This is a genomic window from Kitasatospora sp. NPDC085879, assembly GCF_040686255.1.
Lineage (GTDB): Bacteria > Actinomycetota > Actinomycetes > Streptomycetales > Streptomycetaceae > Kitasatospora.
This window is the reverse complement of sequence record NZ_JBFBJZ010000001.1, coordinates 175,156-197,630: the sequence shown is the minus strand read 5'-3', so window position 1 is coordinate 197,630 and position 22,475 is coordinate 175,156. Positions and strand designations below refer to the sequence as shown.

Sequence of the window (22,475 nt, the reverse complement as noted above, 5' to 3'; positions counted from 1 at the left end):
TCACATCTCCTGGAGTCGGGCGAGTCGGGTGAACAGCGGGTCGGTGCCGAGCAGTTCGTCGTACGTGCCGGTGGCGGTGACCCGCCCGCCGGAGAGCACGTGGATGCGGTCGGCGGTGCGGACGGTGCTGAGCCGGTGGGCGATGACCACGCGGGTGGTGTCGAGGCCGGCGACGGCCTCGGCGACCTTGCGCTGGGTGGCGTTGTCGAGGGCGGAGGTGGCCTCGTCCAGCAGCAGGACGGCGGGCCGGCGGACGAGGGCCCGGGCCAGCAGCAGCCGCTGGACCTGGCCGCCGGAGAAGCCCTGGGCGTCCTCGCCGATCCGGGTGCCCAGGCCGAGCGGCAGGCGCCGCAGGTCGTCGGCGATGCCGGCGAGTTCGGCGGCGGCCCAGACCTGGTCCTCGGTGACCTCGCTGTCGGTGCCGGCGAGGTTCTCCAGCAGCGAGCCGCGCAGCATCCGGCCGTGCTGGAGGACGGCGCCGAGCCGGCGGCGGACCAGCCGGGCGTCGAGGGTCGCGAGGTCGCGGCCGTCGTAGCGGACCGTCCCGGACTCCGGCCGTTCGAAGCCGAGCAGCAGCCGGACGAGGGTGGACTTGCCGGCGCCGGACGGGCCGACCACGGCGACCAGTTCCCCGGGCGCGGCGTGCAGCGAGACGCCGTCCAGGGCGGGGGCGGCGGTGCCCGGGTAGCGGAACACCACGTTCTCCAGGGCGACTTCGCCGCGCAGCGGGCCGGGGTCGGCGAGCGCCTCCGCCCGTTCGCGCGGCCCGCTCTCGGCGAGGATCGGCCGGAGCCGGTCCAGTACCGGGGCGATGCCGTATGCGCCGGCCGCGGCGTGGGTGACCTGGCCGAGCGCCATGGCGACCTGGCCGGCCGCGACACCGGCGGCCATCAGGTGGCCCGACGGGGTGTCCCCGGCGGCCGTCGCGCCCGCCAACAGCACCGCCAGCAGCAGCGGTTGCAGGGCGGCGGTGACCGCGCCGGCCGCGGCGTCGGTCCGCTGGGCGGCGGCGTCGGCCCGCTTCTGGGCGGCGAAGGGCACCGCCCAGCGGGCGAAGGCCTGGATCTCCCGGCCCGCGGTCTGGATCTTGTCGATGCCGAGCAGTAGCCCGTAGAGCACGCCCTGCAGCCGGCCGTGCAGGGCGAACACCTCGCTCTCGTACCGTTGCCGGCGGCGGCCGAGGGCCAGCAGCAGCCCGGTGACCGCCAGCACGGCGAGCAGCAGCAGCCCGCCGAGCCACGGGTCGACCAGCAGCAGCACGGTCAGGCCCGAGGTGGCGAACACCGCGCCGAGCACCGCGCCGACCAGCACCTCGGACATCGCCTGGCGGGCCTGGGCGACCGCGTTCGCCCGGTGCACCAGGTCTCCGGTGGTGAAGTCGCGGAAGAACCGGGCGTCGTGGCCCAGCAGCCGGTCCCAGACGGCCGGTTCCAACGCGGACTGCACCCGCCCGGTCAGCCGCACGGCCGCCGTGTTGCGGACGAGCACCAGCAGCCAGGACGCCGCCACCGCCGACCCCAGCAGCAGGGCCAGCCAGCGGACGGGGTGCCGGTCGGCCGCCAGCAGCTGCGGCAGCAGCACACCGGTGCTGAGCGGCACCAGCAGGCCGAGCAGGGCGGCGGCCAGTCCGGCCGCGGTGAGCCGGGCGAGGTCCCGGCGGGCCCCCGGCACGGCCAGCACGAACCGGGCCAGTCCGGCCGGGCCCAACTCGCCGGGCGGCAGCGGCGGGTAGAGCAGCAGGGCCCGCCGCTGCAGCGTCACCCGGTCCTTGCGGCCGGCGGGCCGGCCGACCGCCGGGTCGTATGGCCGGTGGCCGCCGGCCGGGCGCGGCACCAGGGCGATCGGGCGCCCGTCGTCCGCGGCGAAGCCGACCACCGGCCCGGCCAGCCCGGCGGGGTCGCCGTGCCCGTCCGCGCCGGCCGGCAGGGTGATCGGGCGGGACCGCACCCCGGCCGACCGCAGCAGCGCGGCCAGCGGGTCACGGGCCGTCCGGACGGCGGCGGGCAGGCCGCCGTCCGGGGCCGGGGTTCCACCGGCGCGGTCGAGGCCGAGCGCGGCCAGCACGGCGCGGGCCTGCCCGGCCGGGTCGGCCGCGGCGGGCGGGCCCAAGGCGCCGCAGGAGCCCGCGGCGTGCAGTTCGCCCAGGGCCGCGGTCAGCGCGGCCCGGTTGGCGGCGGCGGTGGCGGCCGGGCCGGTCGCGGGCGTGGTGGCCGGGCCGGTCGCGGGCGTGGTGGCCGGGCCGGTCGCGGGCGTGTCGGCCGCCGTGCGGGTGGTGGCGCGGGCGGCGGTCGTGGTGACGGTCATGCCCCCTCCTGGGTGCCGGTCGCCCGGTCGGCGAGCAGCGTGCGGTACGGGCCCGGTACGGCGGCGAGTTCGGCCGGGGTGCCCTGCTGGACGATGCGGCCGCCGGCGAGCACCACCACCCGGTCGGCGGCCTGCACGGTGCTCAGCCGGTGGGCCAGCACCAGGCAGCTGGTGCCGCGGCGGCGCAGGTGCGCGTTGACGGCGGCCTCGGTGTGCGCGTCGAGCGCCGAGGTGGCCTCGTCCAGCACCAGCAGGGCCGGCTCCAGGGCCAGCGCGCGGGCGAGTTCGAGGCGCTGGCGCTCGCCGCCGGAGAGGTTGCGGGCGTCCTCCTCGATCCGGGCGCCGTCCGGGCCACCGCGCCTGCGGACCAGGTCGGCGGCCTCGGCGTCCTCCAGTGCCCGGTGCAGGGCGTCCTCGGGGAGGGCCGGGTCCCAGAGGGTGAGGTTCTCCCGGACGGTGCCCTCGAAGAGCCGCAACTGCTGCTCCACATAGGCCACCTGGGCGGTCACGACGGCGCGGTGCCAGTCATCCCTGGGGCGTCCGTCGAGCAGCACCCGGCCGCCCCAGGGGCGCAGCACCCCGGCGGCGAGCCGGGCCACGGTGGACTTGCCGCTGCCGCTGGTGCCGACCACGGCCACCCACTCCCCCGGTCGGATCCGCAGCGAGATGCCGGAGATCGCGGGCGGGCGGTTGGGGTCGTAGCCGAAGGACACGTCCTGGAGCTCCAACTCGCCGGTCAGTCGGACGGGTTCGGCCGGGGCGTCGAGGACGGGGGTGAGGAAGGGGTCGGGCTCGGTGGTCTCCACGTCCTCCAGCAGCGCGTTCTGCGCCCGGGCGATGGTGAACTCCGATCCTGTTCCGACCAGTTGGCCGACCGGCAGGAGGAAGCCGTTGAGCAGCAGCAGGAAGGCCACCAGGGTGCCGAGGGAGAGCGAGCCGCCGAGCAGCAGCGAGGTGCCGGCCACCACCACGGTCGCGGTGGCCGCCGAGTTGAGCGCGCCCGGCAGCGAGAGCGGCACGATCACCGCGGCGGTGACCTTCTGGCCGGTCTCCATCGCCCGGGCCTGCCAGCCCGCCCAGGAGCGGAAGAAGGAGTCCTCCGCGCCCTCGGCCTTCACCGTCTCGATCGCCGACACTCCGGCGAAGGCCACGCCGTCGCGCTTGTACTGCTCGGCGTGCAGCCGGTGCGCCAGGCCGCCGCGCCGCCGGTCGGCGACCCGCAGCGCGAGCACGTCCAGCACGGCCACCGCGACGGGCACCGCGGCCAGCCGGGGCTCCAGCCAGGCCAGCGCGCCCAGGTGGACGGCGGCCGCCGCGGCGGAGGCGGCGGCGCCCGCGGCCCGGTACGAGAGCAGGGCGGCCAGGCCGTCGTTCATCTGCACCCGGGTCACCAGGCCGCCGAGCTGCCGGCGGTGGAAGAACGAGCCTGGCAGCCGCAGCATCCGCCACAGGAAGCCGGAGGCGCCGCGTGCCGCCATCGCCTCCAGCACCCGGTTGACCAGGCTCTGCTGCAGCCAGGTGCCGAGCAGCACGGTCGCGGCGACGGCAGCCGCCGTCAGGGTGAGCGGCAGTGCCCAGGAGGCGGTGCCGGCCAGGGTCACCGAGGTGAGGTAGGCGCGCAGCAGGAAGGCCGCCGCGACGCCGGGCACCGCGAGCAGCACCGCCAGCAGCACGGCGAGCAGCAGCGGACCGGCGAACGGGCGCATCCGGCCGGCCAGGGCGCGCAGCAGCGGAAAGCGGCGGCCGCCGCGCTCGAAGTCCGGGCCCGGCTCGAAGCCGACGGCGATCCCCGCGAAGGATTCCCAGAACTCCGCCGGCGAGGCCGAATAGGAGCCCAGGGAGGGGTCGTTGATGTGCACCCGGCCGCGCCGGACGCCCTCGAAGACGGCGAAGTGCGGGCCGGTGACCAGCACCATCGACGGCACCGGCACCTTGTCCAGGCCGAGCAGGCGCTCTTCCGCACGGACCACCCGGCGGCCGCGGGCCGTGAGCCCGTACCGGCCGGCGGCGCGGGCCACCGCGGCGGCGCTCACCCCGTCCCGGCTGACCCCGCAGGCCCGCGACGCCTCCTGCAGGGTGACCCGCCGCCCGAAGGCTCCGAGCACCACGGCCAGGCAGGCCGCGCCGCAGTCCTGCTCCTCCATCTGCGGGACGACCGGGGTGCGGAGATACCGGCGCTGCCCGGGCTTCCTCCGCGACGGTCCGGCCCCGGAGTTCTTCGGGGCCCTGGTCGTGCTGTCGGCGCCGGCCGGGGTCTCCCGGACGTCGAGGCTCATCGCGCGCCCCCCTTGCCGAGCACCGCCTGGTAGGGGTGGCGGGCACCGAGGTCGACCTCGGCGGTGACGGGCAGCGGGCCGGGCAGGCCCGCTGCCGACCGCTGCGCGGCGGCCGGGAGTTCGGCGTACGCCGTCCAGACCGGGGCCGAATCGGCGGGCAGGCCCGGGAGCGGGACGGGCAGCGTGCCGTCCAGCGAGTCGGCCCGGGCGGGCAGCGGGTCGACGGCGGTGATCACCGCCCGGACGGCTCCGGCCCCGGGAACCGGGACCAGCACGGTCCGCCCCGGCCGAAGCTCCCGGGCCTGTGCCGGGTCGGTCGCGAACAGCCGGACGGTGAGCGGGAGTTCAATCGGATCGAGGGTGAGGACGGGCGCACCTGTGGCGAGTTCGGCGCCGGGGGCGGCGAGCAGGGCGGTGACCGTGCCGGCCCGGGTCGCGCGGAGCTCGCTCCGGCGGCCGTCGGTGCCGCGCAGTTCGGCGACGGCCTGGCCGGTCGCCACCCGCTCACCGGGGCTCACCAGCAGCCGGGCGAGGGTACCGGGCTGGTCGGCCCGGGTAGTCGCGGGAGCCGCGCCGTGGGCCACGACCGCGTTCACCGGCAGGGTGTGCGGCAGGGTGCCGAAGGCGGCCCAGGCCGTCCCGGCACCCACCGCGAGCAGCAACGCCCCGGCGGCGGCCGACAACCGCGCACCGACGAGCCTGACGGGCTGGTCCAGGCCGGGTTCGAGCACGGCCGCGGCCCGGCCGGCGGCGGCAGCGGTCGCCGCACTGCGGTGCGGCACACCGGAACCGGCCTCGGCGGCGTCCGCGGTCGGCGCGGGCCCCGTCCGGGCCGCAGTCGGCGGCACGGTCGTGTCCGGGGCTGCGGCTGCGTCCGCGTCCGGGGTGCGCGCGGCCGCGGTGTCCGGTGCCGTGGTCGGTGCGGTGGTTCCGCGGCCGCGGCGGTTGCGTTTTCCGGTGACGGTTCCGCTCATGCCTGCCCCACCCCCGTCAGGACCGGCCGGGGCGGGCAGTGCAGCGGGAGCGCGCGCAGGCCGCCGAAGACGAACTGGGTGCTCCAGGGGGCGGTTTCCGCCGTCAGCGGGGTGCCGAGCTCGCGGCTCTCGTGGGCCGCGGCGAGGCCGCGCAGGACGGCGGCGCCGGCCATCAGGGAGAGCGGTGCGCCGAGGCAGTGGTGCGGACCGTGGCCGAAGGCCAGGTGGCGCAGTTCGGCCCGGTCCGGGTCGAAGCGGTCGGGGTCGGCGAAGCGCCGCGGGTCGCGGTTGGCGGCGGCGTACAGCAGCAGGGCGACCCGGCCGGCGGGGATGACGGTGCCGCCGACCTGGACGTCGCGGGTGAGGGCGCGGGCGCTGGCGCGGACGGGGCTGCCGAGGCGCTGGGCCTCGTCGAAGACGGCGACCGCGTCGGCGGGTCGGGCGCGCAGGCGTTCGGCGAGGCCCGGCGTGTGGAGCAACTGCCAGACGGCGACGGCCAGGCCGGAGGTGAGTGTCTCCAGGCCGTTGGCGAGCAGCATGACGACGAAGGCCAGCAGGTCCTGGTCGTCGAGTCGGCCCTCGGCGCGGGCGACGGTGAGCCGGCTGATCAGGTCGTCGCCGGGTTCGGCCGCCCGCGCGGCGCGGAGCTCCTCCACATAGGCGCGGAACTGGTCGAATTCGGTGTCGAGTTCGGCGATGCGGACGGTGCCCTCGGTGCCGTTGAAGTCGTCGAGCAGGGAGCGGGCGACCAGGCGGGCCCAGCCGGTGACGCGGTCCTGCTCGCTGTCGGGGATGTCGAGGATGGCACAGGAGACGGCCACCGGCAGCGGCACGGCGAGGTCGGCGACGACGTCGAACGAGCCTGCAGCGAGCAGGGGTTCGAGCAGCCGCTCGGCGGTGGACTCGATCCGGCCGCGCATCTGCTCCAGCCGGCGGGCGCTGAAGGCGGTGGTGGCGAGCCGCTTGAGGCGGGTGTGGTCGGCGCCGTCGCGCATCGGCAGCATCCGGTCGACCACCCGGGAGAGCGCGGTGGCGCCGGCCCGGGGCAGGCCGACGGAGGCGGGGTCGACGGCGGTGCCAGGGTGCATGAGGACGGTGACGATCTCCTCGTAGCCGGAGACGACGTGCACCCGGCCGAGGTCGAGCACCGGGGCCTCGGCGAGCAGTCGGCGGTAGAGCGCGGGTGGGTCCTGCTGCGCGGCGGGCTGTTGGATGAACCGCGTCAGCTCGTGCCGGAGGCTGTCCATGCCCGGCTCTCCTCAACTGGGTCGGTGGTGGTTCTGAGTTGGGGCGGAAACAGGGGTGCCGCGGTGGAACCCGCCAGGCGGGCCCACCGCGGCACGGAACCCGTTACTCCGCGGCGGTCTCGGCGACCGAGTTGGACACGGAGCTGAAGCTGGAGACCGGGCAGGCGGCGCAGGCCAGCGAGCTGACGCTGATGCCACCGTTGACGGTGTCGAGCTCCTCGACCTCGATGTCGAACTGCTCGTTCTCGGTGATCTCGTTCTCGGCCATGGTGGTCTCCCTCCGCTGGGCGGCGCCGTTCCCCGGCCGGGGCCCGGTCGCCGTTCTCCGCCGTTCGCTCGCCGGCCTTTTCTCCGACTCGCTCCCGGCGACGAGAAAAATATGCACCCGGGGCACAGGCGTACGACAGTAAGGGATGTCAGGAATTCATCCGTGGAAAATGACACACTCTCGCACATGACATTTTGAATGGCCTCTGACCTGCGCAAACAATGGCTCTTGCGTTGGGAACCCGGCACCCCTCACGCTGTATTCCATGACATCCACCATCAGCTCCGGAATTCCCGGGACAGCAGCCGTGGAAGTGCGGGACCTGCACCGCCGCTACGGCGACTACGAGGCGGTGCGCGGTGTTTCCTTCACCGTGGCCCGCGGCGAGCTCTTCGCCCTGCTCGGCACCAACGGCGCCGGCAAGACGACCACCCTGGAGGTGTTGGAGGGCTACGGCCCGCCGAGCTCCGGCACGGTGCTGGTGTTCGGCCTGGACCCGTACGCGCAGGGGCCCGAGGTACGCCGCCGGACCGGCGTGATGCTCCAGGAGGGCGGCTTCTTCAAGGAGTTGACCGTCCGGGAGACGGTCGACTCCTGGCGGTCCTTCCTCACCGGGCCGCGGCCGACCGCCGAGGTGCTCGGCCAGGTCGGTCTCACCGAGCGGGCGGACATCCGGGTCGCCCAGCTGTCCGGCGGCGAACGGCGCCGCCTCGACCTCGCGCTGGCCGTGCTGAACGGCCCCGACCTGCTCTTCCTTGACGAGCCCACCACCGGCATGGACCCGGAGGCCCGCCGCACCACCTGGCGGATCGTCAGGGAGCTCCAGGCGGCCGGTACCACCGTCCTGCTGACCACCCACTACCTGGAGGAGGCCCAGCAGTTGGCCGACCGGGTGGCCATCATGGACCGCGGCCGGCTGGCCGCGGTCGGCACGGTGGACGAGGTGCTCGCCGGGCACGGCACCCGGATCACCTTCCCGCTGCCGTCCGGTGTCAGCGAGGGCCAACTCCCGCAGGTGCTCGGCGAGTCGGCAACCGTCTCGGACGGCGTCGCAACGTACACCGCGACCCGCACCGCCCCGGCGCTGGCCGCCCTTCACACCTGGGCCGCCGAGTGGTCGGTGGAGCTGGACGGCATCGAGGTGCGGTCCGCCTCCCTGGAGGACGTCTTCCTGGAACTGGCGCACGACGGCCGCGGCAAGGACGCGGCACACGAAGGGACGGCTGCACGATGACCACCACCGACACCACGGGCACCCTCGCCGCCGGCCGGGCCGCCGCAACGGCTCCGGGCACCCGCACGGCCGCACCGCGCGGCTGGCTCGGCTACGCCCGCGGCCAGTTCCTGCTCTCCTGGCGGGTGTTCTGGCGCAACCGGCGCTCCACCTTCATCGGCTTCCTGCTGCCGGTGCTGCTGAACCTGGTGGTCGCCGCGCCCCTGCGCGGCAAGGAGATCGCCGGGGTGAGCGCGGCCGGCTACACCACCGTCGGCTTCATCGGCCTGGCCCTGGTGACCTCGTTCATCAACCTGCTGAACGGCCTGGTCGCCCGCCGCGACGACCTGGTCCTCAAGCGGCTGCGCGGCACCGAGGTCCCGGCGACGGCGATCTTCGCCGGCCAGATCGGCGCGGGCGGCGCGGTGGTGCTGCTGCAGGTCGTGGTGCTTGGCGCGGTCTCGGTGGGCTGGTTCGGCACCGCGCTGCCCGCCGATCCGCTGCTCCTGCTGCTCGTCCTGGCCGGCGGCTACCTGCTGTTCGCGGTGCTGGCCGTGGCGCTGTCCGGTGTGACACCGAGCGCGGAGGCGGCGCCGATGGTGGCCACCCCGGTGCTGCTGCTCTGCATGTTCGGCAGCGGTGTGGTCGCCCCGCTCGCCTCGCTGCCCGAGTGGCTGCGACCCGCCGCGCACGTCCTGCCGCTCGCCCCCGTGGTGGAGGGCCTGCGGACGGCCTGGTTCGGCCGCGGCTTCGGCCACGAGACCTGGGGCGGCGCCCCGCTGGAGCGGCTCGACCTGCTGCACGGCTGGGCACACGCCGCCCCCTCCCTGCTGGTGATCGCCGCCTGGGTCGCCGCCGCCACGGTGCTCGGCCGGCGGCTGTTCCGCTGGGAGCCCCGACGCGGCTGACCGGCGCGCACCCCGCCCGGCAGGGGTGCGCGGGGCCGCCGCCCGGATGTGCGAGAGTGCGGACGGACGGATCGTCGGCAGGCACGGAACGGGGAGCGTGGGCACGGTGGCAGGGCGGACTTCCGGCAGCACACCGGGCGGAGCCGGCCGAGTGGACGCCGTGGTGGTCGGCGCCGGGCCGAACGGACTCGCCGCCGCCCTGCTGCTCGCCGCCGCCGGCCTGGAGACCGTCGTGTACGAGGCTGCGGAGACCGTCGGCGGCGGCCTGCGGACCGCCGAGACCACCCTCCCCGGCTTCCGGCACGACCTCTGCTCGGTCGCCCACCCGATGGCCCTGGCCTCGCCGTTCTTCCGGGCCTTCGGCCTCGCCGAACGGGTCGAGCTGCTGCAGCCCCCGGCCGCGTACGCACAGCCGCTGGACGGCGCCCCGGCCGGGATCGCCTACCGCGACCTGGACCGCACCGCCGAGCGGCTCGGCCGCGACGGCCGGGCCTGGCGGGCGCTGTTCGGCCCGCTGGTCGACCGTTGGCAGGGCACCGTCGACGCCGCACTCTCCGACCAGCGCCGGCTCCCCGCCGAGCCGCTGACGGCCCTTCGGCTGGGCCTGCGGATCGCCGAGTTCGGCACCCCGGCCTGGGGGGCGCGGCTGCGCGAGCCGGCCGCCCGGGCCATGCTCGCGGGCGTCGCCGCGCACGCCGTCGCCCCGCCGCGCGCCTTCGCCCCGGCCGGCGCCGGCGTGCTGCTGGCCGCCCTCGGGCACGCCGTCGGCTGGCCGGTGCCGCGCGGCGGCAGCCAGGCGATCGCCGACGCCATGGCCGCCGAACTGGTCCGCCTCGGCGGCCGGATCACCACCGGCCACCGCGTCGAATCGCTCGCCGAACTCCCGCCCGCCCGCGCCGTCCTGCTCGACCTCACCCCCGCCGGACTGCTCCACCTGGCCGGGCCCGCCCTGCCCGACCGCTACGCCCGGCGGCTGCGCGCCTACCGCTACGGCTCGGCCGTCAGCAAGGTCGACTTCGCGCTGGCGGGGCCGGTGCCCTGGGCCGACCCGGCCTGTGCCGAGGCAGGCACCCTGCACCTGTCCGGCACCCGCGAGGAGACCGTCGCCGTCGAACGCGAGGTGGCTGCGGGCCGCCACCCGGCCCGCCCGTACGTGCTCGCCGTGCAGCCCGGCATCGTCGACCCCGGCCGGGCCCCGGCCGGCCGGCACACCCTCTACAGCTACGCCCACGTGCCGCACGGGTCGACGGTGGACGTCGGGGACGCGGTGGAACGGCAGATCGAGCGCTTCGCCCCCGGCTTCCGCGACCTCGTGCTCGCCAGGACGGTCACCACCGCCGCCGACCAGCAACTGCACAACGCCAACTACGTGGGCGGCGACATCGGCGGCGGCGCGATGACCCTCTGGCAGACGGCCTTCCGCCCCGTCCCCGCCCTCGACCCGTACGCCACGCCGCTCGACGGCGTCTACCTCTGCTCCGCCGCCACCCCGCCCGGCCCCGGCGTCCACGGCATGGCCGGCCTGCACGCCGGCCGCCGCGCCCTGAAGCAGCGCTTCGGCCTCACCGGAGATCCCCTGCACCGCCTGGCACGGGGCTGAGCCCGGGCTGCGGAATCGCCGTTGACGAGCCCGCCGCCGCTACCTGAGGCTGTCCCGGACCGGCCGTCAGAAGGCCGACCGGACCGACCGCTCCGGGGCACGGCGGCCCGTTCCCGCCGACCGGACCACCGCTCAGGGAGGGAACCGTGCAGCCACGGACCCGGGCCGCACTGGCCCTCCTCGCACCGGCCTCGGCCGCAGCGCTGCTCCTCGTCGGCTGCGTGCCCGGGGCGCAGCACGCCGCCGTTCCCGCGCCGTCCGGGGCCGGGCCGGCCCACAGCAACCGGATCCACACGGGCAGCGAGGCGAGCCCGTCGTACTGGGTGAGGTCCCCGACGGACCGCTTCGCCCTCCTGGTGGAGGAGACCGGATCGAGGAGCGATCGCGGTGGCACCCGCCGCCGCGCCGTGATCAGGTCCTACACGCCGCCGTCGTCGTCGACCGGCGAAGGGGCGCTCGGAGTGGTGGTGTGGCGCGACACAACCGAGTACGGCACATTCGCAGACAGCCCGACCTTCCGGTGGGAGGACGCCGGGGACCGCATCTGGATCGTCCTCACTCCCAACGGGGTGCCCCACCCGACGGTCGAGTTCCGTGTGGTCACGGAGGGGGCCGGCGGCACGTGGTCCGCGCGCACGCTCGCGGCGCCGGAGTACGGGGACGTACCGGAGTCGGTCCTCCGGAGCATCCCGCAGCCGGTGCGCAGGGAGCTCGGCCTGCCGTGACCGCCGGTGTTCAGGCCGGGCTCGGCGGTTCCGCGACGACCACTTCGGCGGGGCGGAGCAGCTGGTCGCCGACGCGGTAGCCGGTGCGGACGATCTCGATGCAGATGGGGCCGGTGACCACGGCGGAGCGGGTGTAGCCGATGGCGAGGTGCAGGACGGGGTCGAAGAGGTCGCCCGGCTCTCCGAAGGACTGCAGGCCGAGGGCACCGAGCTCGGTCTCCAGGAGGTCGGCGACGGCGCCGAAGCCGTCGACGACCTCGCCGGCGACGCGGGCCTGGTCGAGGGCGTCGAGCACGGGGAGCAGCCGGCCGAGCACGTTGGCGACGGCGATCTCGCGGACGGCGAGCCGGTCGCGGTGGACGCGGCGCCGGTAGTTGTCGTACTCGGCCTTGAGTCGGCGCAGGTCCTCGTCGGGCCCGGAGTGCGGGCCCTCGCCGTCGCCTGCCGAGTGCGCCATGAACCGGACTCCCTCCGGACGGTATCCGCGGCCCCTGAAACCGGGATAATTCTGGATAAAGGGCTTGTCAAGGGCCGAGGCAGGGAGGTAGGCGCGATGATCACCGAACTGGCCGTGGAGCGGGTCGAATTCACCTGTGGACAGTGCTGGCACCACTGGTCCGTGGACTACGACGTCCAGCACTACCGGGACGACGACGGCGCCGACTGGGAGCAGTTCTCCCACGACGGCATCGGCGCGGCCTCCCCGTACACACCGGACGGCGGCGTGCCGTGTCCGCAGTGCGGGCGGCACTGGGTCGGCCACCTCGTCGCCCGGCGGCTGGTGCCGCTGGCCGGTTCGACCGGGGACGCTCCGCGCCACCGCATCCCGGACCGCGAGAGCCACCGGCCGGACCGCTTCGGGGCACCGCTGCTGTCCGGCACCGTCCGCCCGGAGCCGCACCCGACGCCACCGAGCTGACCCCGACGGTGCCGCCGTCCAGGTGCTGACCTGCGACGACGTCCCGCGCGGCGGCCAGTCCCGGCGGGCGTGCCCGGATAGTCTGGCGGCCCACCGAACCGCCCGGGAGCCCCCGTGTCCTCGACCGTTCCCACCGAGAAGGCAGCACCGGCAGCCGCCCGGACGGCCCTGGTCGCGGCCGTCGACATCGGCGGAACGAAGATCGCCGCCGCGCTGGTGGACGCCGCCGGCGTCCTGGTGGCACAGGTCCGGCGGCCCACCCCGGCCTCGGCGCCCGCCGGGACGGTGCTGGCCGCCGTCCTGGACGCGGTGGAGGAGCTGGCCGGGCACCCGCGCTGGCCCGAGGCGGCGGCGCTCGGCATCGGCAGCGCCGGCCCGGTGGACGCCGCGGCGGGCACCGTCAGCCCGGTGAACATCGCCGCCTGGCGCGGCTTCCCCCTGGTGGAGCGAATCGCCGGGCATCCCGCCGTGCGGGTGCCGGTGGCGTTGATCGGGGACGGCGTGGCGATCGCGGAGGCCGAGGCCTGGCAGGGCGCGGCGGCCGGCTACCGGAACGCCCTGTGCATGGTGGTCTCCACCGGTGTCGGCGGCGGTCTGGTGCTGGACGGCGCGGTGTACCCCGGGCCGTCCGGGAACGCGGGCCACATCGGCCACATCACCGTGGACCTGGCCGGCCCGCTCTGCCCCTGCGGCAGCCGGGGCTGCGTGGAGCTGTACGCCAGCGGCACCGCGATCGCCCGGCACGCCCGCGAGCAGGGCCTGCGCCTGCCGGAGGGCGACGCGACGGCCGCCGCCGTCGCCGCGGCCGCCCTGGCCGGGGACGAGGTCGCACTCGCCGCCTACGACCGGGCGGCCCGGGCCCTCGCGGCCGGGATCGCGGCCACCGCCACCCTGGTCGAGCTGGAGGCGGTGGTGATCGGCGGCGGGGTGGCGCAGTCGGGCCCGGTGCTGTTCGACCCGCTCGCCCGCCACCTGGCCTCGTACGCCGCGCTCCCCTTCACCCACGGCATCCGGCTGCACCGCGCCGAGCTGGGCACCGACGCCGGCCTGGTCGGCGCCGCCGCCGCGGCGATGCGCCTGGCCGAGGAGCCCAGCCCCCTCCCGCCCGACCTCACCACCGGCTGACGGAAGCACCGGCTGACGGGGGCGCGGGCCGCGCAACGCCGTGCCGCTCCGCGGGCCGCCGGGGCGGTCCGGTGGTCAGGTGCAGAGGCTGCCGCTGTGGCAGGCGGTGGTGCCGGGATCGGGCGGGACGGGCACGCCGGCAGGTGGGCGGACCGGGAAGTAGGTGTGGTGGATCCGGACGGCGACCAGGGTTCGGTGGGCCGCGGTGGCCCGGGTGAGGGCGTCGGCCGCCGGGAGCGGGTGGGCCTCGCGGTCGGCGCTGACGGTCCACGGGACGAAGGTGCCGGCCGCCGGCTCGGGCTCGGCGGCGGGCGCGCCGGGGGTGTAGCCGGTCAGGGCGAGGTGCAGTGGATCGAAGTGGTCCAGCTGCCGTCCGGTCCGCCACCGGTGCCGGTCGGGCCGGGCGGCGGTCTCGCCGGTCGGCAGGTCGGGGCGCCAGCCGTGGGCGGTGAGCGCGGCCTCCACGGTGGCCACGGCCGCGGGCGGCGGGTCGGTGAGAGCGAGGTAGCGGATCACGTCCCGGGTGCAGGACGGCTCCTCGTAGCCCGTCGCGAATCCGGTCCGGGCGGTGGCGCCGCAGCCGTCGTCGACCGCGTCACCGATCAGGACGGCCCCGGGCAGGGCGGAGGTGAGTTCGGTGAGCCGCCGGTCCATGTCGGCGCGGACGTCCTCGTCGACCATCGCGACCGGCCGGGACCTGGCGAGGGCCGCCACATCGGGTGGCGCCGTGGACCGGTGCCAGGTCCAGAGCAGCAGCACCGGCAGTGCGATCAGCGCCGCCGCGGCGAGGGCGCAGCCGCAGCCGGTCCCGTTCCGCTTTCCCCCCGTACCCATGACTGTGATTCTGACGTCACGTCAGCACGGTTCGACCACCGCCGGATCTCCGTTCGATGACGGACCACCGCTCAGCGGTCGGCGGCGATGGCGGCGTCGATGCCGGCGAGCGCGATGTCGAGGCCGGTCTCGAACTGGATGTCGCGGGAGGCGCGGATCCCGCCGTCCTCGGTGGGCGGCAGCAGGTCGGCGTTCTCGGCGAAGCGGGCGTCCGCCTTCTCCACGAGGCCGCGGACGACCCGGTTGAGTTCGTCCTCGGGCAGGCCGGAGGCCTTGACCCGCTGCAGCCACTGCGACTCGCCGAGCGCGAAGCCGTGGACGAACTGCAGGACGAGGCCGAGGGCGCCGCCGAGGCGGTCGCCGGTGAGGCCGGTGCGGCGGATCGCGCCGATCGCGCTGGTGGAGAAGAACAGTGCGTTGGGGCCGAGCGCCAGGAACTGTCCGGCGAGTTGGGCGGCCCAGGGGTGCTCGTGCAGGCAGCGGCGGTACTCGTGGGCGAGCAGGCGCAGGTGGGCACGCCAGTCGTCGCCGTCGCCGAGCGGTGGGATCCGCATGTCGCCGAAGGCCTCGTCGAGGGCGAGTTCGAGGAGTTCGTCCTTGTTGTCGACATACCAGTAGACCGACATCGGGGTGACGTCGAGGGCGGCCGCGAGTTTGCGCATGGTGAGGGCCCGCACGCCGTCCGCGTCGAGCAGGTCGACCGCGGCGCGGACGATCCGCCCGCGGCTGAGGCCCGCGGGGGCGCTGCCGCGGTGGCGTTCCCGGGGCGGGGCCACCCAGATGCTGACGCCGGGGTCGCGGGGCTTCTCCGCCATGCTCGTCCTTCGTGCTCGCCGCACGGCCGCGAAGGTGCGGCCGTGCAGCGATCGTAGAGGCCGGATCAGCCCGCCCGGGCCACCGGCTCGGCCGGGGCAGGGGCGGCGGGCGGCATCGCCGCGGCCCGGCCGATCAGCCAGGCGGCGACCAGGCCGCCGGCCAGGACGGCGGCCGCGCCGATGAGCTGGCCGGCGGTGAGGCTGTCGGCGAAGGCGGCGTTGATCCGCTCGGCGGCCCGGGCACCGCCGGCGGCGAGCGCGTCCGGCAGTGAGCGGGCGGCGGAGTCCGGCAGCCCGGCGGGCAGGGCGGCGGCGAAGTTCGCGGCGAGCACGGCGCCGAGGACGGCGACGCCGAGCGAGTTGCCGAGTTCGCCGAGGGTGCCCATCAGGCCGGAGCCGACGCCGGCCTTCTCCGGCGGGATGGAGGTCATCACCGCGCCGGCCATGGCGGGTTGGGCGCAGGCGACGCCCGCGCTCATCATCACCAGGCCGAGCAGGATGCCCGGGTAGGAGCCGTCGTGGCCGAGGAGGGCGATCGCGGCGAGGCCACCGGCGAGCAGCGAGAGGCCCGTGGCGATCGCGGCGGGCGGCGAGAGCCTGGCGGTGAGCCGTATGCCGGTTCCGGTGAGGTTGAGCGCGACGACGGTGAGCGCCATCGGTGCGATGCGCAGTCCGGCCGCGAGCGGTCCGTAGTGGAGGACGAACTGCAGGTGCTGGGTGAGCAGGAAGAGCGAGCCGCCCATGCCGAAGCTGACCAGGACGCCGCCGGAGACGGCGCCGCGGAACCGGGCGTTGCGGAAGAACGCGAGGTCGAGCAGCGGGTGTTCGATCCGCCGCTCCCACAGGGCGAAGGCCAGCAGGAAGAGCAGGCCGAGGCCGCCGGCGAGCAGGGTGCGGGGTGCCGTCCAGCCGTAGCCGGGGCCCTGGATGACGGCGTAGACCAGGCCGGTGAGGCCGGCCGTGGAGAGTGCGGCGCCGAGCAGGTCGGGGCGGTCGCCGCGCGGGTCCTTGGACTCCGGCACGAGCCGGCCGACGGCGATCAGGCCGAGTGCGGCGACCGGCAGGTTGACCAGGAAGGTGGAGCCCCACCAGAAGTGGTTCAGCAGCAGGCCGCCGATGACCGGGCCGAGGGCGACGCCGAGCGAGGCGACGGCCGTCCAGGCGGCGATGGCCTTGGGCTGCTCGTCGGCGTCGAAGGTGCGGACGACGATGGCGAGGCTGGTGGCGAGCAGCAGGCTGCCGCCGACGCCCATGCCGGCGCGGGCCGCGATCAGCTCGCCGGGGTCGGAGGCGAGGGCGGCGGCGAGCGAACCGACGCCGAACAGGGCGAGGCCGATCATCTGGACCCTCTTGCGGCCGTACCGGTCGGCGAGGCCGCCGGCGGCGATCAGCAGGCCGGCCTGGGCCAGCGAGTAGGCGCCGATGACCCACTGGGTCTGGGAGGTGGTGGCGCCGAGTTCCTTGGTGAGGGAGGGCACGGCGACGTTGAGGATGGTGTTGTCGAGGATCACGACGAGCTGTGCCAGACAGATGACGGCGAGGATCACCCATCGGTCCGGGCGGCGTTGGGGATCGGTCATTCCCGGCTCCACTCTTCTACGGCGTACAAGGCCTGTACAGCGTAGAAGGGGCGCCCGCGCGGAGCGCCACCGGTTTCTCCCCGGAGGCGGCGCGCGCCCGGACGCCGGGTCACAGGCCGGCGCGGATCTCCTCCAGGGACTCCTGCATCAGCGACCGGGCCCGGGTGAACCAGTCGGCCAGCACCGCGACCTCGTCCGGGCCGTAGTCGGCGAAGAGGGCGCCGAGGCGGGCGTAGAACGGCCCGTAGGCCTCCATGATCCGCTGCTGGGCCGAGGGGTCCATCGCGATCCTGACCTTGCGCCGGTCGTCCGGGTCGGGCGCGCGGCGCGCATAGCCCGCCTTCTCCAGGCGGTTGAGGACGCCGGTGACGGCCCCGGTGGTGAGGTTGGCCCGTTCGGCGAGGTCGCCGGCGGCGAGCGAGTCGCCCGCCAGCTCCGCCTCGATGAGGAAGCCGATGCAGGTCAGGTCGGTGGTGTTGAGGCCGAGCCGGGCCGCGAGGTCCTGCTGCCCGAAGTGGGCGAGGGCGATCATCCGGTCCATCGCCCGCAGGGCCTGTTCGGGGGTCGCTGCCGGGCGCGGCTTGCCTTCCAAGGACAGTCTCCTTAGCATCTAAGTTACTTAGCTCGTGAGATAAAAGGTCGCGAGATAGACGTCGTCCCCGCGGGCCTGCGGCGACGGCACCATCACACCAAACGAGGAGACATGAGCGCACACGGCGACCACGACATGGGGCACACCGTCGCCGGCTGGACGGGCTCGCTGCTCGCCGTCGCCGGCACGGCGGTGGCCGGCACCGCCTTCGCGGCCGGCTCGGCGACCGGGCTCCTGCTGGGCCTCGCGATGCTGCCCGCCGCCGCCCTCACCACCTGGCTGCTGCACCTGGCGGGCTGGGGCAAGGCCACCGGCCCGCGCCCGCACGGACGCCGGGACTGGCGGCTGCGCGACCCCGAAGCCGGGCGCGGGCACCCGGACTGCCTGGGCTGCCGGCTGGCCGGGCGCGGACGCCGGACACCCGCTCCCGAACGGGCCTTCCCCACACCGGAGCGGGTGCGCGCGCAGGCGCCGCGGACCACCGCCCAGCAGGTCAGGGCAGCGTCCAGAACTGGGTCGTGACGAGGAAGAAGACCACGACCCAGAACACGGTCGCCGCGGCGACGACGCCGAGGCCGACGAGGTTGGTCCTCGCCACCGGCTCGTCGGGCCTCGGCCGCAGCCACCGTTTGAGCAGCCGGTTCACGTAGTACGGCATCGTGAGGAAGGTCATGATGAAGCTCGACAGCAGGTTGCCCACGAGCAGCCCGAGCCAGAGCGGCATGTGCAGCGGCGACAGGGCGAGCGTCAGCAGCACCACAGTGGGGTAGAGGCCGACCCAGACCGCGAGGGCGGTCTTGGCCTCCGAGGGCGGCGGCGCTTCCCTGCCGTTCTCGTCGAAGGCGAACCAGCTGCCGAACGAGTTGTCGATCGTGTGCAGTTTGTACTCGTTGAACTTCCTGCCCTCGGCGAGGATCTCCCGCCGTTCGGCCGACGTCAGCCAGGCGTCGAGGTGCTCGGCGTTGTCGAACCGGTAGAGCGTGGTCCATTCCTCCTGCAGCCCCTCGATCGGGCGGAAGAGCTCGGTGCCGCGGTAGCCCTCGAAGGTGCTCTCCTCCTGGCTCATGCGGTGCTGCCAGGCGAGGAAGTCGTCGATGTGGTTGGGGTGGACGCGGTGGGTGACCACCATGGTCACCAGCGGATCCGGCGGCCTGGTGCCGCCACTGACCACCTGCTGGGTGGCGGGACCGTCGAAATAGCCGCGGCCGACGTCGAGCATCGTCTGCCGGGTGGCGCTGTTGATCCACGCCTGCAGGTGGGCGATCGAGTCGAACCGGTACACGACGACCCAGTCGGGCTGCAGGGGTGTCGGCGGGGAGATCTCGGCGCCGAGGTACCCGGCGTAGTCGGCGGCGGCACTGTTGACGTCCAGCTGCCACGTCGCGTACTCCCGGTCCCGTCCGGGCCGGACCTTCTGGCCGATGATGGCCGTTGCCGTGGCGCCGTTGCGCTCTTCGATGCTCATGACGCTCGGCCCGTCGGCGCCGACCTGCTCTCGGCGAGCCGGCCGTAGATCCGTTCCGGGGTCAGCGGCAGCGCGCGGTGGCGGACGCCCGTGGCGTCGTGGAGCGCGTTCGCCAGCGCCGGGGCCACCGGGTTGATGCAGCACTCCGCCATCCCCTTGGACCTCATGGGCCCGAAGGAGTCCGACGACTCCACCAGGAGCACGTCGGTGCGGGGGACGTCGGCGTACGTGGGGATGCGGTAGTTGCGGAAGTTCGGGTTGACCATGACTCCGTCGGCGTCGACGTGGTGGTTCTCGGTCAGCGCGAAGCCGATTCCCTGGGCGACACCGCCTTCCACCTGCCCGCGGACCTGTGCGGGGTTGATCACCACGGCGGCATCGGTCGCCTGGACGCTGTAGAGGACCCGGATCTCGCCCGTCACCCGGTGAACGGCGATCCGGAACCCCTGCGTGTTGGAGGTGACGCTCCGGGGCGACCCGTAGGCCTTGCGGGCGGCGGTGAAGCGGATCCCGCGCGCCCTGGCCAGTGCGACGAGCTCGGCCAACGACACCCGCCGGTCGCCGCAGACGACACCGTCGTCGTCCATCGAGCACAGGACGAGGTGGACGCCCGTGTACGCGGCGGCGAACTCCAGGATGCGGTCGCGCACGGCGCCGGCCGCCCGCAGTACCGCGTTGCCCGCCACGAAGAGGCCGGCGCTCGCGAAGGCGCCGGTGTCGAACCCCGTGCGGTCGGTGTCGGACTGGACCAGGCGGATCCGCGACGGTGTCGTGCCCAACTGGTCGGCCGCGATCTGTACATGGGCGGTCGAGGTGCCCTCGCCGAACTCGACCGTCCCGACCGCCAGCTGGTAGACGAGGTCGTCGCCGAGCGTGACCCAGGCCTCCGAGACGTGGTCGGTCGGGGGCGCGGTCTCGTGCAGCGAACTCGCCACGCCCGTCCCGACGAGCCACCCCGGACCGGGCGGCGGCCCGTCGGCCGTACGGGCCAGGGCGTCGGCCACCAGATCGATGCACCTCCCGAGTCCGTCCTCGGTGAACATCACGTCGTCGGGGCCGTCGTGCAGGGCGACGAGCGGATCGCCCGGGCGCACGATGTTGCGCCGCCGCAGTTCGAGCGGGTCGATGTGCAACGCGCGGGCCAGCTCGTCCATCGCCGACTCCACGGCGAACGCCGGCTGCGTCATTCCGTAGCCGCGCAGGGCCCCGCTCGGAACGGTGTTCGTGTAGACGGAGAAGGCGTCGTACTTCTTGTTGGGGCAGCGGTAGATCATGACGGCCGCACCCCCCGCGAACAGCGTCTCGCCGCCGTGGTTGCCGTAGGCGCCGGTGTTCGACACGTTGCGGACCTGGAAAGCCGTGAGTGTTCCGTCCGCCTTCGCACCGAGCCTGACCGTCAACGTCATCGGATGCCTGGGCGAAGCGGTGGTGAACTCCTCCTCGCGGGTGTACTCGAAGCAGACCGGCCGGCCGGTGTCCAGGGTGGCGAGCGCGACCAGATCCTCCGAGATCACCTCCTGTTTGCCGCCGAAGCCACCGCCCACGCGTCGGCAGAACACCCGGAGCTGGTCCGGCCGCAAGGCGAAGAGGTAGGCGAGTTTGACCTTCGCGATGGAGGGCGACTGCGAACTGGTACGGACGTTCAGGCGGCCGTCCTCCATCCAGGCGATCGATCCGTGGGTCTCGAGATGCGCGTGCTGCACCCGCGGTGAGAAGTACGTGCCCTCGTGGATCACGTCGGCCTCGGCGAACCCCGCGTCGACGTCACCGATGTGCGAATGGAGCTCGAGCAGGATGTTGTGGACGGGATCGCGGACGAAGGGATCCGCCGTGCCGTGCAGCTGCGGCGCCCCCTCGGCCATGGCCTCCTCGGGGTCGAACACCGCCGGCAGGGGCTCGTAGTCGACGACCACCCTCCGGCAGCCCTCCTCCGCCGCCGCGACCGTGTCGGCCAGGACGGCGACGACGCGTTGGCCGACGAAGCGCACCGTGTCGTCGAGGACGAAGGTGTCGTCCGGATCGACGAGATGGTCGGTGTGGATCGCCGTGGTGAAGCGCTTGCGCGGCACGTCCTCCCAGGTGTAGACCCGCTGCACTCCGGGGACGGCGAGTGCGGCGGTCTTGTCGATCGAGACGATCCGGGCGTGCGCATGCGGTGAGTGCAGGACCTTGAGGTGCAGCATGCCGTCGATGTGCGTGTCCATCGTGAACTCGGCGCGACCGGTCACCACGTCGTTGGCCGCCGGCGCACCGACGCTCGTCCCGACGGCCTTTCCGGGCACGGCCGTCTCCACGCCGGCGACGCCCCGCACGGCGTCCTCGATCGCCCGATAGCCCGTGCAGCGGCAGAGATTGCCCTTCAACGCCCTCGGCAGGTCCTCCTTCTGGGCCTCGGTGAAGGTGGCGGACGTCATGATCATCCCTGCGGTGCAGAAACCGCACTGGAAACCCGGGGCATCACGGAACCGGCGCTGCATCGGATGCAGGTTCCCCGGTGATCCGAGACCCTCGATCGTCGTCACCTCACGGCCCTCCGCACGGAAGGCTGGGGTGATGCAGCTGTGCACCGGACTGCCGTCCAGCCACACCGTGCAGGCGCCGCAATCACCCGCGTCACAGCCCTTTTTGACGCCGTGGTGGCCGAGTTGCCGGAGGAAGGTGCGAAGGCACTGGCCGGGGGCCGGTTCCTCCTCGAAGCCCCTGCCGTTCACGATGTAGGTCATGCCGGGCCCCCGGCTGTGAGTTCGCGGCGAATCTCTTCGGCGAAATGCTGTGTCAGGTGGCGGCGGTGGTCGGGGGTCCCGTTGGGGTCCGCGAACCAGACGCCGGCGGGGATCGCGTCGACGCTGCGCCGCAGCGTGTCGGCGTCGGGCGTGGTGTCGAAGGCCAGGCGCACGGGCCGCGTGGTGCCGGCGGTGACGGTGAGCACCAGGTCGCTCGTCCCCGGCGTCCGGGTGCCGATGAGGAAGACCGTCGAACGGCCGAGGCGGGTCAGCGAGAAGCGGCGGTGCGCGGTCCGTTTCCTCAGGGCGCGCGCGGGAATGTCGATGCGCCGCAGGATTTCCCCCGGCCCGAGGATGTTCCGGTTGTTGCCGGTGACGAAGTCGTGGGCGTCGACGGTGCGCACCGACCCGTCGGGAGCCCACAGTTCGTACGTCGCCTCGAGTGCGACCGTCAGCGTGATCATCGGGCCGGCCGGCAGCGACATGCAGATGTTGCCGCCGACGGTCGCCGAGTTCCAGACCTTGAACGAGGACAGGAACGCTTCACAGCTCGTCGCCAGGAGGGGGCCGGCGGTCCAGTCGCCGGGCGGCTCGAAGGCATGGAGGTCACGGACGGTGCACGTTGCGCCGATGGCGAGACCCGTGTCGCTCGGGACGAGCGGATCCCAGCGTAACGACGTCAGGTCGATCAGGCGGCTGAGGTGCGGCTGCTCCACGGAGTACAGCCATGTTCCGCCGGCGAGCCAGGCGTCGCCCTCGCGCCAGTCCGCGCCCGGACGGTCGGCTGGCCGTCGCACGACTTCGGTGATGGTGTTGAGGTCCATGGGAATTGATCTCGGCTCACTGAACTCGTCGAATCCGACGGGTCGCGACTTGCGCCGGAAGCGGCACAACCTCGAGCGACAGG

General features: G+C 74.5%; 20 protein-coding genes. 7 read left to right on the top strand and 13 right to left on the bottom strand.

Annotated features, from left to right (window positions below):
• The 5 genes from AB0P35_RS00860 to AB0P35_RS00840 form a co-directional block, all read right to left on the bottom strand.
• Positions 1-2,304, bottom strand: coding sequence for an ATP-binding cassette domain-containing protein (locus tag AB0P35_RS00860; protein WP_363504563.1), 2,304 nt, complete (start codon positions 2,302-2,304; stop codon positions 1-3).
• The gene (locus AB0P35_RS00855; protein ID WP_363504560.1) at positions 2,301-4,580 is read right to left on the bottom strand and encodes an ATP-binding cassette domain-containing protein; all 2,280 of its coding nucleotides are present in this window, start codon (positions 4,578-4,580) and stop codon (positions 2,301-2,303) included. Before AB0P35_RS00855 ends, AB0P35_RS00860 begins: the two co-directional genes overlap by 4 nt.
• Entirely contained in the window at positions 4,577-5,554 is a 978-nt protein-coding gene (locus AB0P35_RS00850; protein WP_363504557.1) for an acetyl-CoA carboxylase biotin carboxyl carrier protein subunit, read from the bottom strand. Before AB0P35_RS00850 ends, AB0P35_RS00855 begins: the two co-directional genes overlap by 4 nt.
• Positions 5,551-6,801: a cytochrome P450 gene (locus tag AB0P35_RS00845; RefSeq protein WP_363504554.1), complete on the bottom strand. Its 1,251-nt coding sequence runs from the start codon at positions 6,799-6,801 to the stop codon at positions 5,551-5,553. The genes AB0P35_RS00850 and AB0P35_RS00845 overlap by 4 nt, the downstream gene beginning before the upstream one ends.
• A gap of 103 nt (positions 6,802-6,904) precedes the next feature.
• Positions 6,905-7,069 (bottom strand): hypothetical protein, encoded by a 165-nt coding sequence (locus tag AB0P35_RS00840; protein WP_179419324.1) that lies wholly within the window; start codon positions 7,067-7,069, stop codon positions 6,905-6,907.
• 265 nt (positions 7,070-7,334) lie between these two features.
• Here AB0P35_RS00840 and AB0P35_RS00835 point away from each other — a divergent pair, with 265 nt between their 5' ends.
• The 4 genes from AB0P35_RS00835 (at position 7,335) to AB0P35_RS00820 (ending at position 11,515) form a co-directional block, all read left to right on the top strand.
• Complete coding sequence (locus AB0P35_RS00835) at positions 7,335-8,303, top strand: ABC transporter ATP-binding protein (RefSeq protein WP_363504551.1); 969 nt, start codon at positions 7,335-7,337, stop codon at positions 8,301-8,303.
• Entirely contained in the window at positions 8,300-9,190 is an 891-nt protein-coding gene (locus AB0P35_RS00830; RefSeq protein ID WP_363504548.1) for an ABC transporter permease, read from the top strand. The genes AB0P35_RS00835 and AB0P35_RS00830 overlap by 4 nt, the downstream gene beginning before the upstream one ends.
• Positions 9,191-9,341: 151 nt before the next feature.
• Complete coding sequence (locus AB0P35_RS00825; protein WP_363504545.1) at positions 9,342-10,790, top strand: NAD(P)/FAD-dependent oxidoreductase; 1,449 nt, start codon at positions 9,342-9,344, stop codon at positions 10,788-10,790.
• 146 nt (positions 10,791-10,936) lie between these two features.
• On the top strand, positions 10,937-11,515 hold the full coding sequence (locus AB0P35_RS00820; RefSeq protein ID WP_363504542.1) for a hypothetical protein: 579 nt from the start codon (positions 10,937-10,939) through the stop codon (positions 11,513-11,515).
• A 10-nt stretch (positions 11,516-11,525) separates the two neighbouring features.
• Here the strand turns inward: AB0P35_RS00820 and grpE are convergent, their stop codons facing one another.
• Positions 11,526-11,972 carry a nucleotide exchange factor GrpE gene (grpE, locus tag AB0P35_RS00815; protein WP_363504539.1) on the bottom strand — a complete coding sequence of 149 codons (447 nt, stop codon included), beginning with the start codon at positions 11,970-11,972 and terminating at the stop codon, positions 11,526-11,528.
• A gap of 96 nt (positions 11,973-12,068) precedes the next feature.
• Here grpE and AB0P35_RS00810 point away from each other — a divergent pair, with 96 nt between their 5' ends.
• Both AB0P35_RS00810 and AB0P35_RS00805 read left to right on the top strand, forming a co-directional pair.
• Positions 12,069-12,434, top strand: a complete 366-nt coding sequence (locus AB0P35_RS00810; RefSeq protein WP_095872387.1) for a hypothetical protein — start codon at positions 12,069-12,071, stop codon at positions 12,432-12,434.
• 114 nt (positions 12,435-12,548) lie between these two features.
• Positions 12,549-13,559, top strand: coding sequence for an ROK family protein (locus tag AB0P35_RS00805; RefSeq protein WP_363504535.1), 1,011 nt, complete (start codon positions 12,549-12,551; stop codon positions 13,557-13,559).
• 75 nt (positions 13,560-13,634) lie between these two features.
• Here the strand turns inward: AB0P35_RS00805 and AB0P35_RS00800 are convergent, their stop codons facing one another.
• The 4 genes from AB0P35_RS00800 to AB0P35_RS00785 all read right to left on the bottom strand — a co-directional run bounded on the left by AB0P35_RS00800 (position 13,635) and on the right by AB0P35_RS00785 (position 17,380).
• Positions 13,635-14,393, bottom strand: coding sequence for a hypothetical protein (locus AB0P35_RS00800; protein ID WP_363504532.1), 759 nt, complete (start codon positions 14,391-14,393; stop codon positions 13,635-13,637).
• A gap of 71 nt (positions 14,394-14,464) precedes the next feature.
• Entirely contained in the window at positions 14,465-15,208 is a 744-nt protein-coding gene (locus tag AB0P35_RS00795) for a TetR/AcrR family transcriptional regulator (protein ID WP_363504529.1), read from the bottom strand.
• 65 nt (positions 15,209-15,273) lie between these two features.
• Complete coding sequence (locus AB0P35_RS00790; RefSeq protein WP_363504526.1) at positions 15,274-16,788, bottom strand: MFS transporter; 1,515 nt, start codon at positions 16,786-16,788, stop codon at positions 15,274-15,276.
• A 109-nt stretch (positions 16,789-16,897) separates the two neighbouring features.
• Positions 16,898-17,380, bottom strand: coding sequence for a MarR family transcriptional regulator (locus AB0P35_RS00785; RefSeq protein ID WP_179419327.1), 483 nt, complete (start codon positions 17,378-17,380; stop codon positions 16,898-16,900).
• Positions 17,381-17,491: 111 nt separating this feature from the next.
• Here AB0P35_RS00785 and AB0P35_RS00780 point away from each other — a divergent pair, with 111 nt between their 5' ends.
• Complete coding sequence (locus AB0P35_RS00780) at positions 17,492-17,902, top strand: HGxxPAAW family protein (RefSeq protein WP_363504522.1); 411 nt, start codon at positions 17,492-17,494, stop codon at positions 17,900-17,902.
• Here the strand turns inward: AB0P35_RS00780 and AB0P35_RS00775 are convergent.
• The 3 genes from AB0P35_RS00775 to AB0P35_RS00765 are packed head-to-tail and all read right to left on the bottom strand — an operon-like array spanning position 17,874 to position 22,392.
• Positions 17,874-18,845: an antibiotic biosynthesis monooxygenase gene (locus AB0P35_RS00775; RefSeq protein ID WP_363504519.1), complete on the bottom strand. Its 972-nt coding sequence runs from the start codon at positions 18,843-18,845 to the stop codon at positions 17,874-17,876. The genes AB0P35_RS00780 and AB0P35_RS00775 overlap by 29 nt on opposite strands.
• Entirely contained in the window at positions 18,842-21,568 is a 2,727-nt protein-coding gene (locus AB0P35_RS00770; protein WP_363504516.1) for a molybdopterin cofactor-binding domain-containing protein, read from the bottom strand. Before AB0P35_RS00770 ends, AB0P35_RS00775 begins: the two co-directional genes overlap by 4 nt.
• Entirely contained in the window at positions 21,565-22,392 is an 828-nt protein-coding gene (locus AB0P35_RS00765) for an FAD binding domain-containing protein (RefSeq protein ID WP_363504513.1), read from the bottom strand. The genes AB0P35_RS00770 and AB0P35_RS00765 overlap by 4 nt, the downstream gene beginning before the upstream one ends.
• Positions 22,393-22,475: the final 83 nt, after the last annotated feature.

Excerpts from the sequence above, each read along its gene's own strand:
- AB0P35_RS00795 (WP_363504529.1), bottom strand. The coding sequence starts at position 15,208 with ATGGCGGAGAAGCCCCGCGACCCCGGCGTCAGCATCTGGGTGGCCCCG.
- AB0P35_RS00855 (WP_363504560.1), bottom strand. The coding sequence starts at position 4,580 with ATGAGCCTCGACGTCCGGGAGACCCCGGCCGGCGCCGACAGCACGACC.
- AB0P35_RS00850 (WP_363504557.1), bottom strand. The coding sequence starts at position 5,554 with ATGAGCGGAACCGTCACCGGAAAACGCAACCGCCGCGGCCGCGGAACC.
- AB0P35_RS00780 (WP_363504522.1), top strand. The coding sequence starts at position 17,492 with ATGAGCGCACACGGCGACCACGACATGGGGCACACCGTCGCCGGCTGG.
- AB0P35_RS00845 (WP_363504554.1), bottom strand. The coding sequence starts at position 6,801 with ATGGACAGCCTCCGGCACGAGCTGACGCGGTTCATCCAACAGCCCGCC.
- AB0P35_RS00800 (WP_363504532.1), bottom strand. The coding sequence starts at position 14,393 with ATGGGTACGGGGGGAAAGCGGAACGGGACCGGCTGCGGCTGCGCCCTC.
- AB0P35_RS00830 (WP_363504548.1), top strand. The coding sequence starts at position 8,300 with ATGACCACCACCGACACCACGGGCACCCTCGCCGCCGGCCGGGCCGCC.
- AB0P35_RS00770 (WP_363504516.1), bottom strand. The coding sequence starts at position 21,568 with ATGACCTACATCGTGAACGGCAGGGGCTTCGAGGAGGAACCGGCCCCC.
- AB0P35_RS00835 (WP_363504551.1), top strand. The coding sequence starts at position 7,335 with ATGACATCCACCATCAGCTCCGGAATTCCCGGGACAGCAGCCGTGGAA.
- AB0P35_RS00810 (WP_095872387.1), top strand. The coding sequence starts at position 12,069 with ATGATCACCGAACTGGCCGTGGAGCGGGTCGAATTCACCTGTGGACAG.
- AB0P35_RS00775 (WP_363504519.1), bottom strand. The coding sequence starts at position 18,845 with ATGAGCATCGAAGAGCGCAACGGCGCCACGGCAACGGCCATCATCGGC.
- AB0P35_RS00860 (WP_363504563.1), bottom strand. The coding sequence starts at position 2,304 with ATGACCGTCACCACGACCGCCGCCCGCGCCACCACCCGCACGGCGGCC.
- AB0P35_RS00840 (WP_179419324.1), bottom strand. The coding sequence starts at position 7,069 with ATGGCCGAGAACGAGATCACCGAGAACGAGCAGTTCGACATCGAGGTC.
- AB0P35_RS00790 (WP_363504526.1), bottom strand. The coding sequence starts at position 16,788 with ATGACCGATCCCCAACGCCGCCCGGACCGATGGGTGATCCTCGCCGTC.
- AB0P35_RS00765 (WP_363504513.1), bottom strand. The coding sequence starts at position 22,392 with ATGGACCTCAACACCATCACCGAAGTCGTGCGACGGCCAGCCGACCGT.
- grpE (WP_363504539.1), bottom strand. The coding sequence starts at position 11,972 with ATGGCGCACTCGGCAGGCGACGGCGAGGGCCCGCACTCCGGGCCCGAC.